The organism is Paenibacillus sp. sgz302164, from assembly GCF_056120505.1.
Genome location: NZ_JBVYOL010000023.1, coordinates 109057 through 121517, shown reverse-complemented (window position 1 = coordinate 121517; position 12461 = coordinate 109057). Strand labels below are relative to the sequence as shown.

Here is a 12461-nt window from a genome sequence, read left to right as displayed (position 1 = left end):
GTACTTCCCGTCGACGTAGTCGGGAAGCCCCGCGTTCGGGAACGCGGAGAACGGCACGCCGGCCAGCGGCGTCAGCTTCTCCATCGTGCGGAGAATGCCGTTCGGGCCGACGCGGCAGTTGAAGCCGATGCAATCGGCGCCGGCGTCGCGCAGCCGCTCGAACGCCTCCTGCAGCGGCACGCCGTCAGCCGTGCTGCCGGTGCCTTCGGTCGCGAACTGGCAGATGACCGGCAGCTCGCTCATGCTGCGGATAATGCCGAGCGCCAGCTGCAGCTCTTCCAGGTCGAAAAACGTCTCCAGCAGGAGTCCGTCTACGGGCGAATCGAGGAGCACGCCGATCTGCTCGCGGAGCGACGCTTCCATATCGGCCGTGCGGACGTTTTTCTTTTTGCCAGCGCGGATCGAGCCGATCGCTCCGACTACGTAGGCATCGCTGCCGACCGCTTGCCGGGCAAGCGCAACGCCGGCGCGGTTGATCGCTTCCACTTCGCCTTCCAGGCCGTATTTGGACAGCTTTTCACGATTGGCGGAAAACGTATTCGTCTCGATAAGCCGGGCGCCGGCCTCAAAATAGCGTCGGTGCACGCCTTCAATCGTTTCCGGCCGCAGCAAATTCAATTCCTCGTAAGAAATGCCGACAGGAAACCCCATCTGATATAAATAAGTCCCCATAGCGCCGTCGCCGGTAATAATATCCCGCTGCAGCGCCGTACGAAGATCCGTTTTCATCGCAACTCCCCATTTACTATCAAAATGTAACCGACAAAGTCCCTTCGTATACCTCTTCGGCAGGCCCCGTCATATAAACGTGATTATCCGCTTCGTTCCATTCGATGAACAGTTCTCCGCCTTTCAAAGAAACGGTCCCCTGACGGTCCGTCAAACCGTTCAAAACGGAGGAAACGAGCACCGCGCAAGCTCCCGTGCCGCATGCGAGCGTCGGGCCCGCGCCGCGTTCCCAGACACGCATGTCCGCGTAATCGCGGGTTTTGACCGTTGTGAATTCCACATTGATTTTGCGCGGGAACATCGGATGCACTTCCAGCTTCGGCCCCCAGACGGCCAGATCGAAGTTGACCGCGTCATCCACGTAGATGACACAGTGCGGGTTGCCCATCGAAACGGCGGTAAAACGGAACTCGCGTCCGTCAACCTCAATCGGGAAGTCGATAACCTCCGCCTGATCCACCGTCGTCGGCACCTGAAGGCCGTTCAAAATCGGCTGACCCATGTCCACGCGGACGGAAACCACCTTGCCGTCGTTCACATTAAGCTGCACTTTTTGCACGCCCGCGCCCAAAGTTTCCACCGTGATTTCTTCGCTATCGGCCATGCCGTGATCGTACACATATTTGGAAACGCAGCGGATCGCGTTGCCGCACTGCTCGGCTTCGGAACCGTCGGCGTTGATGATGCGCATTTGAAAATCGGCTTTATCCGACGGCAGGATATACACCAGACCGTCTGCGCCGATGCCGAAAAAACGATTGCACTGCTTGATCGCAAGCTGGCTGGCGTTATCGGGAAGCTTTTGCTCGCCAGCTATAATGATAAAATCGTTGCCCAAACCATGCATTTTCGTAAAATTTGTTGTCATTTGGCGCTCCTGTACCTCTTTTAGCCAATATCATAGCGCAAATCCGCAAAAATGCATAGTGCAAGCTGAAAAACCTGCGCCCTGGACTAAGAAACGGATGCACGGATGGGCCGACCGTTCCTCCTCAGCCCGAATGCCGAACGGTACGTGTCCGCGCTTCAAGGCACCTTCGTTTTCTGATATAGGCCGGTTGACCCAAAAAACCTGCAAAAGTACAGGCTTTTGCCAAGAAAATGACTCATTTTGGCGAAAAGCCTGCGATTGTGCAGGAATTTTTGATGAATATGAGTCTAAGCCCATGTATTCGCGGAAAAGCCTGCACATTTGCAGGAATATTTCACTGCCGGCGTATCAACGAACAAAAGCCTGCATTTTTGCAGGTTTTCTTCACGAGGTCAAGCGTGGACGCTGTTGTCAGGCAGAGGTGCTGCTACAAAGTAGAAGTGTTGATACCAGGCAATGGTACTGCTGTAAGGCAGAAGTGTTGATACAGGTGGAGGTGCTGCTGACAGACAGAAATGTGCTACTACCAGACAAAGGTCTTGACTCCAGACAAAGTTGCCGCCGGTTCAAGTGCTGCTTCTCAACAGTACTCGCCGTCTTCGATCGATGGATGGTTCATCCCAAAAACATAAAAAAAGCCGCACGAGGCGGCTTTAAAGCTTTTACGACGCGGCATGTGGCCGACCGGCCGCCGTCATCCAGCGCAACACCGCGCGCTGGGAGCTGCGCGCGGTGCGAAAAGAGCAGCTCAGCGAAAGCTCGGTTTGGAGCTGTAGGATGCACCGCGCGGGCGCTTTTTCCTTTTTGGCGACAACACGCTGCCGATGCCCATAAGGAACGTCGGAATGCCGGCGGCGATCAGCACAAGAATCCATTCTTTCCAGTCGAGCGGTACGGTTTTGAAAATCGGCTGCAGCTCGTCGATGTACATAACGGCCAGCATCAGTACTAGAGAAGACAGAACGGCTAGTACCAGGAAGCGGTTTTGCAGCGGGTTGCGGTGGAAAATGGAGCGCGAGCTGCGGCAGTCGAACACATGGATGAGCTGCGCCATCACGAGTGTGGCGAATGCGACGCTTTGTGCCCTGACCAGCGTCTGGGCGTCGTCCGGGTTCGTGCGAAGCACGAGCCAAAACGCCCCGAGCGTGCAGACGCCGATCAAAATGCCGCGACTAATAATTTTCCAGCCCAGACGTCTGGCAAAAATGTTTTCTTTCGCGGTGCGCGGCTTTTGCTGCATCAAGTCTTTTTCGGCCTGGTCGACGCCCAAAGCCATAGCCGGGAGCCCGTCGGTAACCAGGTTGACCCACAGTATTTGAATGGGCACGAGAGGCAGCGGCAGCCCCGCCATCATCGCGATGAACATGGTCATAATTTCGCCCACATTCGATGCGAGCAAATAGCGGATGAATTTGCGGATATTTTCGTAGATGCCCCGCCCTTCTTCAATAGCTGCGACAATCGTCGAAAAGTTATCGTCGCTGAGAACCAGGGACGACGCTTCCTTCGATACGTCCGTGCCCGTAATTCCCATGGAAATTCCGATATCCGCCGCTTTGATCGCGGGGGCGTCGTTCACGCCGTCGCCGGTCATGGCCACGACATGTTCCTTGCGCTGCAGCGCTTTGACGATGCGCAGCTTATGTTCGGGCGATACGCGGGCGAACACGTAAACATCGTCTATTTTCGCGTCCAGCTCATCGTCGGATAAAAGCCCGAGCTGCTGTCCGCTCATGCTGACGCCGCCGGCCGGAACCATCCCGAGCTGCTTGGCGATCGCTTCGGCCGTCGTCTGATGGTCGCCGGTGATCATGACCGTGCGGATGCCCGCTTTGCGGCATCTGGCGATCGAATCGCGCACTTCTTTGCGCGGCGGATCGATCATGCCTGTCAAGCCGATAAAAATCAAGCCGTGTTCCACATCGTCCATTTCCCCGTAACGGTCCGTGCTTCTCAGTTCCCGATAAGCAAGTCCGAGAACGCGAAGCGCCGATTTGGCCATGCCTTCATTGGCCGACATCACTTTTTGCTTCAAACTTGAAGTGAAAGGAATGACCTTGCCGTCCCAAAGCACGTAGCTGCAATGCTGCAGAAGCACATCGGGCGCGCCCTTGGTACACACCATGCGCCCTCCTTCATACGAGACAACTACGGACATCCGCTTGCGCTCCGAATCGAAAGGAAACTCCGCGATCCGCTTGAACTGGTTGTCCAGCAGCTCATGCGTCACGCCGCCTTTTGCGCTTAAAACGACGAGCGCCCCTTCGGTAGGGTCCCCTTTGATGCCCCAGACCGAGTTGTTCTCTTCGTCCGCGTCCTTGCCTTTCTTGCGCTTTTGCTCCTGCTTTTCTTCATGCAAGGAAGCATTGTTGCACATCAGCGACACTTGAAGCAGCTTGTGCAGCATCGGGTGCCTTTGCAGATCGACACTCTGGCCCTCCGACTGGATGTCGCCGTCCGGGGAGTAACCGTCGCCGGTTACTTCCATCACGTCGCCGCCGACCCAGAGATGGGTGACGGTCATTTTGTTTTGCGTCAGCGTCCCTGTTTTGTCCGAGCAAATGACCGATGCGCAGCCGAGCGTTTCGACTGAGGGAAGCTTCCTGACGATCGCCCTGCGTTTGATCATCCGCTGCACCCCCAGCGCGAGCGCAATCGTTACGATGGCCGGCAAGCCTTCGGGAATGGCCGCTACCGCCAAGCTGACGCCGGCCAGGAACATCGCGTAAGGCTGTTGGCCGTGCATGATGCCGGCTACGACTACGAGTACGGTTAGCGCGATGGCGACGATAATCAAAATTTTGCCGAGCTGCTCCAGCCTGTGCTGCAAAGGCGTTTCCATCGATTCCGTGTTTTGAATCAAGTCGGCGATTTTGCCCATTTCGGTTTCCATGCCTGTGCGAACGACGATGGCTTTGGCCGTGCCTCTGGACATCATCGTGCCCATGAAACCGAGGTTCCGCTGGTCGCCAAGCGGCACGTCCATGCCTGAAAGCGGCTCCGTCAGCTTGCTGACAGGCACCGATTCGCCGGTCAGTGCGGATTCCTCGATGTAAACGCCGTTCGTTTCGATAAATCGGACGTCCGCCGGAACCCGGTCCCCGCTTTCCAACATCACAATGTCTCCGGGCACAAGGTCGCGGGCCGGTATTTGATGAACTGCGTTCTCCCTGACGACTTTGGCATGCGGGGCCGACAGTTCTTTAAGTGCGCGAAGCGAGCGCTCTGCTCGAAATTCCTGCAAAAAACCTAAAATGCCGTTCATCAAAATAATGATGACGATCGTTATGGCGTCCAAATATTCGCCCAGCAAGCCGGATATGAGGGTTGCCCCGAGCAATACCAGCACCATAAAGTCTTTAAATTGGTTCAATAACAGCGTAAGCGGAGATACGCGCTGCCCTTCCGAAAGTTCATTGCGGCCCGTTTCGGCCTGCCGTTTCCACGCTTCTTCCCAGGGCAATCCTTGCTGCATGCTCACCTGCTGAGACTGCAAGACTTCCTCCGTCGTCATCTGGTGCCAATTGTTCCGACTCATCCGCCCTTCTCCCTCCCAATTCCTACATGTACTTGCCTCTCAAAATGAGTACGAGTTATACCACTCTGATACGTAAATGTATTCAGACAAGCCGGAAAATATCCCTGAAATCGTTTATGCCGGGAAAAGTCGCTTAAGTTTTTGCCGAAAATATGGCATGATAGAGAATAGCGTCAGGGATGCGCCGGTTGTAGCAGCCGGCTTGTCGGCACCTCGGCGTTTCAACATAGAATGGAGTTGTTTCTATCATGGCATTGGACGGACTCGTTCTTCACGCGGTCGTGCACGAACTTCAGACTTGCGTAGGAGGACGAATCAGCAAGATTCACCAACCCAGCGAAAACGACGTGCTGCTGCACATCAGAGCGCAAGGGCACAACATAAAGCTTTTGCTTTCGGCTAATCCCACCTATCCAAGGCTGCATATCACCGAGCAGCAGTTCATGAACCCGCAGGAAGCGCCCATGTTTTGCATGCTGCTGCGCAAGCACTGCGAGGGCGGCATTATAGAAGCCATCGAACAAGTGGGCATGGAGCGCATCGTGCGCCTGCAAATTCGCCAGCGGGATGAATTGGGAGATATCAGCACCAAAGCGCTGCTCGTGGAAATTATGGGGCGCCACAGCAACATTATTTTGCTCGACCCTTCCACAGATACGATTGTGGACGGCATTCATCATGTGACGCCGGCGATCAGTTCGCATCGGATTGTCATGCCCGGAAGCAAATACACGGCGCCGCCCGCCCAGGACAAATTGAACCCGCTTCAGGCGGACAAAGCTTCTTTGGCACAGGCTTGCGCAGCCGACGGCTCCGATAAGCCGGAGCAGCGGCTGGTTGCGGCTTTCAGCGGCTTGAGCCCCCTTATCGCCAAAGAGATCGTCCACCGCAGCGGCCATCGTTCGGACGCCACGGCCGGTGAGGCGGATATTTCCGCGCTGTGGAACGCTTTTTGCGGAGTTATGGAACAAATTCGCGACCATCGGTACGATCCGGTCATCGTCCGGCAGGCAGAGACCGGCAAGCTTTATTTTACGATGACGAAGCTGACGCATATCGATGGCCAGACGACGCCGTTTGCGTCTGCCAGCGCTTGCTTGGAAGGCTTTTACGGCGACAAGGCGGAGCGGGATACCGTCAAGCAGCGCGCCAACGACCTTTTCCGCTTTTTGCAAAATGAAAACAATAAAAATGTAAAAAAGCTGGAAAAATTGCACGAAACCATAGAAGAATCCAAAGACGCCGATAAATACCGGATCACTGGCGAACTGCTGACCGCATCACTCCATCTGATCAAAAAAGGCGATAAAGAACTGGAAACGGTCAATTACTACGACGAAAATCAGGCGTCCGTCCGCATTCCGCTCGACCCGCTTCTCACGCCGTCGGAAAATGCACAGCGCTATTTTAAAAAATATTCGAAAATGAAAAACAGTACGGCTTTCGTGGAAGAACAAATCCGACAGACCCATCAGGAAATCGAATACATCGGCTCGCTGCTGCAGCAGCTTAGCGTTGCATCGATGCAGGACATTGAAGAAATCCGCGACGAGCTGATGGAGCAGGGCTATTTGCGCGACCGCAACAAAAAGCAGCGCAAAAAGAAAAAGCAGGTTAAGCCTGCTCTCGCCTGCTACACGTCCAGCGACGGTATTCCGATCTATGTGGGCAAAAACAACACGCAAAACGAATACTTGACAAGCCGCTTGGCCAATCAAAGCGACACGTGGCTGCACACGAAAGATATTCCCGGCTCCCACGTCGTCATTCGCAGCGATAGCTTTCCGGACACGACGCTCCTTGAAGCCGCCGAACTCGCCGCGTATTTCAGCCAGGGCAAGCAATCGAGCCAGGTACCGGTCGACTACACGCTGATCAGGCACGTGCACAAACCGAACGGCTCCAAGCCCGGTTTCGTCATTTACGTAAACCAGAAAACGCTGTTCGTCACGCCCGAAGAAAACAAAATCAAACAGCTGAAAGTTAGCGTAAAGTAAGATGTTTTCGATGATTGGCCCGTGCGTGCGATGCGTCCAAACTTGCAGGCTGTGGTGTCGAGGCAGTCTGCAAGATCGCTGGGACGATAGGCAGCATCGCCGGCGGAGCTCTGAGGCTTCTCATCAGGTGGCTGGCCGATGAACTCAGTAAAAGTAAGTTGATGCGAAGTGTCGGATGCATTGCAGCGTTAACGGCGCATATGCAGGCATGATTCATTGAGTCTGCACAAAGTATCTCCGTCGGATAGCTTCCTAGTGAGCAGCAATGTTTCCGCTACCGTTGAAAAACTTGCTCGCCAAAATCATCGGTAACGTGCAAAAAGCCTGCAAAAAAACTTGCGGAAGTTGAGCCGTTGAGCAAACGTACAGCTGTTGAGCAAACGTACATTGGAGAACCGCATCTCTATTAACGGTTAGATAACTTGCGAAAATTTGATTGTTAATCAAGTGACAGGCTAGTGGAACCGGGGAGGGCACAGCCTCTCCTGCACGGGTTGCGGCGCTGAAGTGGGGGCAACGGTGGCTTCGCGGGGAGAAAACCTGCAAAAGTGCAGGAATTTTCCGGAAAAGCGGATCGTTTTGCTGAAAAGCCTGCGATAGTGCAGGAATTTTCGATGAAAATGATTCTAAACCTACGTTCGCGGCAAAATTCCTGCTCAATTGCAGGAATTTTTCACGGCTAGCGTATCAACCGTGCAAAAACTGTACTTTTGCAGTTTTTTTCGCTCAAACAGGCAAATTGTGCAACCGGCTCTGGCGTGTGGGTTTCTGGGCAACCTGAAAAGTACAAGTATATGCTCCTAGGAGTCTATCCGCCGGAGTTACTTTTGTGCATACCGGGTGAGTAATGACTGCATATATTGCCGCTTACGCTGCATAATGACTGTCATTTTGCTTATATATACCTTCTACGTGGTTGATCGGACAGACTCCTAGATGGCCTTGTTTCGAACTATTCCTACAAATCGGCAGTTTTGACCGCTCAAAAGCGGGCTCAAACGCGTCATGACCGGGAGTTCTTGCATTTTGCAGGTTTTCCCCAGTGGCCCCGCCTTCTTCTGCAACGATGTTCTGCATCACTGGTGACATGCCCAGCGGCTCCTTTCCAGCTTTCACATCGTACGGAATGTGCTAAGAGCCTAGCCGGGCACAGAGGCCTGAAATGATGCCTCCGCAACGCAAAAGACGCCTCCATCCCACGCACATCGTGGTTTCGGGGCGTCTTTTGTGTTGCTCGAGCCGGTTTCGCACGGTTCTTAGGACCTTCCGATGGAAACATAGCGGAAGCCCTGCCTCCTCATCTCGTCAGGCTCGAACATGTTCCGGCCGTCGACGATGATCGGCTGTTTCAGCAAATTGCGCACGGTCTCATAGTCCAATGTGCGCAGAGAATCCCATTCGGTGGCGATGATCATTGCATCAGCGCCGATCAAGGCTTCGTAAGGGTCGGTGAACAGCCCGACCCCGGATAGCAGCCTGGCCGCAGGCACCGCGGCAGCCGGATCGTAAGCGGCGACATCGGCGCCCTGCCGCTGCAGCGCGACGATGATATCCAGCGCCGGCGCATCCCGCAAATCGTCCGTGTTCGGCTTGAAGGCGAGCCCCATGACGGCCAGGCGTTTGCCTTCCACGGTGCCGCCCAGCGTCCTGCGGATTTTGCGGACGAACCGTTCCCGCTGCAGCTGGTTCACTTCAATGACCGAGCGCAATATTTTGAAATCGTAGTCAACGTTTTCGGCAATTTTCAGCTGCGCTTTCGTGTCCTTCGGAAAGCACGAGCCGCCGTAGCCGATACCGGCGTTCAAAAAATGGGGACCGATCCTGCGATCCAGTCCCATGCCGCGGGCAACGATGTTGATGTTGGCCCCGACTTTTTCACACACGTGCGCCATTTCGTTAATAAAGGAAATTTTGGCGGCCAAAAAAGCGTTCGATGCATACTTGATCAACTCTGCGCTCTCGCGGTCCGTCATCAGCATCTCCACGTTCAAAGGCGCGTGAAGGGCGGCGATCCGCAGGCCTGCTTCGGCATGGTCCGAGCCGATAACGACCCGGTCCGGATGGAACGTATCGTAAATCGCCGATCCCTCCCGCAAAAATTCGGGATTCGATACGACGTGCGCCGATATGGCGCCTGGCAGCAGTTCCTTGAGCTGGTTTTCGATCAACCGGCCCGTTCCGACCGGAACCGTGCTTTTGATAACGATCGTTTTGGAATCGTTCATATGAGCTGCAATGCTGGCGACTGCGCTGCGGACTTGCGTCATGTCCACGTCGCCGTTGTCAAACGCCGGCGTGCCTACGGCAATGATGATCACTTCGGAATTCAGAACAGCCTCGGCGATAGAGGTTGTAAAGGAGATTCGTCCCGCTTCCAGGTTGGATGCGACAAGCTCTTGCAGCCCCGTTTCGTATATCGGGATATCCGCCTGCTGCAAACGGGCGATTTTGACTTCGTCCCGGTCGACGCAAATGACCCGATTACCGAGTTCGGCCAAACAAGCCCCTGAAACCAACCCCACATACCCTGTTCCGATGACTGCGATCCGCTCTGTCATTGCCGCTCTACCTCCCAGGCTTGGCTGAAGTCTCTATTCCATGTCCCACTGCCGGCTCAGCGCTTGCAAATATGCTTTCACTTCGCTTCCAAGATCCGGCCGCTGCAGCGCCAGTTCGATCGTCGCTTCAATATAGCCCAGCTTGTCGCCGACGTCGTACCGCTTCGCCTGCATCAAATAAGCGACCATCTGCTGCCGCTTGTTCAGCGTGCGAAGCGCGTCGGTCAGCTGGATTTCTCCGCCTCTTCCGGGCTCCTGCTCCTCCAAAATTTGAAAAATGTCCGGCTCGATAATGTACCTGCCGATCACCGCCATATTGGATGGAGCGGATTCCCGGTCCGGCTTCTCCACCAGATCTTCGATCAAGCTGTAGCCGCCCAAGTTTTTGGCCGGAGAAACGATCCCGTATTTGCTGACATCTTCCCACGGCACTTCCTTTACGGCGATGACCGAAGTCTCGGTCTGCTCGTAAATATCGATCATCTGTTTCAGCCCGGGCGTCTCCGCTTGCAAAATATCGTCGCCGAGCAATACGGCGAACGGCTCGTCGCCGATAAATTTCCGCGCGCACAGGATCGCATGACCGAGTCCCAGCGGTTCCTTTTGCCTAATGTAGTGCACATCAGCCAAATTGGAGACGGATTGCACCGTTTCAAGCAGCGCCAAATTTCCTTTTTCCTCCAAAATCGACTCCAATTCGACAGATTTGTCAAAATGGTCTTCGATGGCCCGCTTGTTGCGGCCCGTAACGATAATAATATCTTCAATGCCGGAAGCCATCGCTTCTTCGACAATATATTGAATGGCAGGTTTGTCTACAATCGGCAGCATTTCTTTGGGCTGCGCTTTGGTCGCCGGCAAAAATCTCGTGCCCAGGCCGGCTGCCGGTATAATCGCTTTGCGAATGTGCCTCATCGCTGATGTCCCTTCTTTCTGCGCAGATCGTCAAGTACGCCGACGCCGATTCTTCTGGCTCCGATCGGAGCATGGAAGACGACGCCTCCCCGTTCGCCGTGAAAATCCGAGCCTGCGGTAATAAGCAGCCCGCTTCGCTGTGCCAACTGCAAATACTTGGCTTCCTCTTCGGGCGTATGGTCGGAATGAAACGCCTCAATGCCGTCCAGGCCTTGGGCGATAATCTGTTCGACCAGCTCATCGTCGTGGTAGATGCCTGGATGGGCAAGCACGGCCGCTCCTCCCGCTTCATGAATCCACTGGATCGCCTCAGCCGGCTCGATTCTCGGCGGATTGGCGTATGCCGCGGCGCCTTTGCCCAAATATCGGTCAAAAGCTTCGCTGACCGATGCGACGGCTCCCTTTTTCAAAAGCACGGCCGCAATGTGCGGCCTGCCGACCGTGTCGCCTTTCGTTTTCACATTCGCGACTTCGTGCAGCACTTCCTCCATCGTGATGTCGATCCCCAGTTGCTGCAGCCGCTCAATAATCATTTCGTTGCGGCGATCTCTCGTTTCACGCAGCGTTTCGAGCCTTTGCTGAAGCTGCGGATCGTTAATATCGATATAATAACCGAGCACATGAATGTCCTGATTGCGGGCAACTGTGCTGATCTCTACTCCGGGAACGACTTCAATGCCGAGCTTGCGGCCTTCCTGAACGGCTTCCGCAACGCCTGACACCGTGTCGTGATCGGTTATGGCAATAGCTGCAAGTCCCGCTTCGTAAGCCATTTGAACGTTCGCCGCGGGCCGCTGCGTACCGTCAGAAGCTGTCGTATGCGTGTGCAGATCCGCTTCCGTGCGTGTGGTCATGGCGATTTCCTCTTTCCTCATTTTAATTGATTTGTATGAACGGACGGTAAAGCAAGCTGCATAGTTGTGTTAAAATTTACAGCCATTGGCTCAAATTTTCCTGACGGAGAAACGTCATGAAGCTGACCGCCGAAATCGGCAGCAGCGTCGAGCTCAAATAAATGGCGTAAAAGCTGCGCTCGAAGCTGATGTTCTCGATCTGCTTGATGTGCAGCAAGCCGAGCGTGACCTCGTGCTTGACGGAAGACTGCGACAAAATGGAGATGCCGAGCCCCGCCTCCACCGCCGATTTGATCGCCCCTGTGCTGCCGAGCTCCATCACGATGTTCATCGCGCTGTAATCGATGCTCCGCCGGGCCAGCTCCTCTTCCATTACCCTTCTCGTGCCCGATCCTTGCTCGCGAAGGACGAACGGATATTTCAGCACCTCGTCAAAGGAAACGGTTTCGAGATCAGCCAGCGGATGGTTCGCCGGCACGATCAGCTTCAGCTCGTCGCTCAAAATCGGTTCCGTATGTACGTCCGGGTGCCGGATCGGCGCTTCGACAAGCCCGAAATTCAGCTGATGCCCGAGCACCTCGTCCAAAATCTGGGTCGTATTCATGACCTTCATCGATACCGAAATGTTCGGGTACTCCTTGCTGAAAGGCCCGAGCAGCCGCGGCAATATGTATTCTCCCATCGTCAAGCTGGCCCCGAGCTGAAGCCTGCCTTCGATCATTCGCGTAAATTTGGACATCGCAACATCGGTCTCGCGAATCAGTTCTATGCTGCGCTTGGCAAACGGCAGCAGGGCTCGTCCCGCTTCGGACAGCTCGATTCTCTTGGTGCTGCGGTGGAACAGCTTTACGCCGAAATAATCCTCCAGCGCCTGCACCTGCATCGTCACGGCCGGCTGTGTCATATGCAGCGCTCCGGCGGCATGGGAAAAGCTGCCCTTTTCCGCCACGGTAAAAAATATGTGCAATTGATGAAAATTAAGTGCCATCGCGTACCGCC

At 54.9% G+C, this 12461-nt stretch carries 9 protein-coding genes; 1 reads left to right on the top strand and 8 read right to left on the bottom strand.

The annotated features are described in order from the left end of the window. The 3 genes from AC0LWT_RS30135 to AC0LWT_RS30125 all read right to left on the bottom strand — a co-directional run. Window positions 1–729: homocysteine S-methyltransferase family protein (locus AC0LWT_RS30135; protein WP_474684979.1), on the bottom strand; the 729-nt coding region annotated here is incomplete at its 3' end. Between the two features lie 19 nt (window positions 730–748). Then, window positions 749–1597 carry a diaminopimelate epimerase gene (gene dapF / locus AC0LWT_RS30130; protein WP_474684978.1) on the bottom strand — a complete coding sequence of 283 codons (849 nt, stop codon included), beginning with the start codon at window positions 1595–1597 and terminating at the stop codon, window positions 749–751. A gap of 751 nt (window positions 1598–2348) precedes the next feature. Further along, entirely contained in the window at window positions 2349–5138 is a 2790-nt protein-coding gene (locus tag AC0LWT_RS30125; RefSeq protein ID WP_474684977.1) for a calcium-translocating P-type ATPase, SERCA-type, read from the bottom strand. Between the two features lie 248 nt (window positions 5139–5386). Here AC0LWT_RS30125 and AC0LWT_RS30120 point away from each other — a divergent pair, with 248 nt between their 5' ends. Further along, a complete protein-coding gene (locus tag AC0LWT_RS30120) occupies window positions 5387–7135 on the top strand; it encodes an Rqc2 family fibronectin-binding protein (protein WP_474684976.1) in 1749 nt (582 codons plus the stop codon). Window positions 7136–8002: 867 nt separating this feature from the next. Here the strand turns inward: AC0LWT_RS30120 and AC0LWT_RS30115 are convergent. From AC0LWT_RS30115 to AC0LWT_RS30095, 5 genes are all read right to left on the bottom strand, one after another. Next, entirely contained in the window at window positions 8003–8224 is a 222-nt protein-coding gene (locus tag AC0LWT_RS30115; RefSeq protein ID WP_474684975.1) for a hypothetical protein, read from the bottom strand. 167 nt (window positions 8225–8391) lie between these two features. Next, the gene (locus AC0LWT_RS30110; RefSeq protein WP_474684974.1) at window positions 8392–9693 is read right to left on the bottom strand and encodes a UDP-glucose dehydrogenase family protein; all 1302 of its coding nucleotides are present in this window, start codon (window positions 9691–9693) and stop codon (window positions 8392–8394) included. Window positions 9694–9726: 33 nt separating this feature from the next. Continuing rightward, the gene (galU, locus tag AC0LWT_RS30105; RefSeq protein ID WP_474684973.1) at window positions 9727–10608 is read right to left on the bottom strand and encodes a UTP--glucose-1-phosphate uridylyltransferase GalU; all 882 of its coding nucleotides are present in this window, start codon (window positions 10606–10608) and stop codon (window positions 9727–9729) included. Beyond that, window positions 10605–11462 carry a PHP domain-containing protein gene (locus tag AC0LWT_RS30100; RefSeq protein ID WP_474684972.1) on the bottom strand — a complete coding sequence of 286 codons (858 nt, stop codon included), beginning with the start codon at window positions 11460–11462 and terminating at the stop codon, window positions 10605–10607. The genes galU and AC0LWT_RS30100 overlap by 4 nt, the downstream gene beginning before the upstream one ends. Before the next feature lie 76 nt (window positions 11463–11538). Beyond that, window positions 11539–12450: a selenium metabolism-associated LysR family transcriptional regulator gene (locus AC0LWT_RS30095; RefSeq protein ID WP_474684971.1), complete on the bottom strand. Its 912-nt coding sequence runs from the start codon at window positions 12448–12450 to the stop codon at window positions 11539–11541. Window positions 12451–12461: the final 11 nt, after the last annotated feature.

Excerpts from the sequence above, each read along its gene's own strand:
- dapF (WP_474684978.1), bottom strand. The coding sequence starts at position 1,597 with ATGACAACAAATTTTACGAAAATGCATGGTTTGGGCAACGATTTTATC.
- AC0LWT_RS30125 (WP_474684977.1), bottom strand. The coding sequence starts at position 5,138 with ATGAGTCGGAACAATTGGCACCAGATGACGACGGAGGAAGTCTTGCAG.
- AC0LWT_RS30120 (WP_474684976.1), top strand. The coding sequence starts at position 5,387 with ATGGCATTGGACGGACTCGTTCTTCACGCGGTCGTGCACGAACTTCAG.
- AC0LWT_RS30115 (WP_474684975.1), bottom strand. The coding sequence starts at position 8,224 with ATGTCACCAGTGATGCAGAACATCGTTGCAGAAGAAGGCGGGGCCACT.
- AC0LWT_RS30110 (WP_474684974.1), bottom strand. The coding sequence starts at position 9,693 with ATGACAGAGCGGATCGCAGTCATCGGAACAGGGTATGTGGGGTTGGTT.
- galU (WP_474684973.1), bottom strand. The coding sequence starts at position 10,608 with ATGAGGCACATTCGCAAAGCGATTATACCGGCAGCCGGCCTGGGCACG.
- AC0LWT_RS30100 (WP_474684972.1), bottom strand. The coding sequence starts at position 11,462 with ATGACCACACGCACGGAAGCGGATCTGCACACGCATACGACAGCTTCT.
- AC0LWT_RS30095 (WP_474684971.1), bottom strand. The coding sequence starts at position 12,450 with ATGGCACTTAATTTTCATCAATTGCACATATTTTTTACCGTGGCGGAA.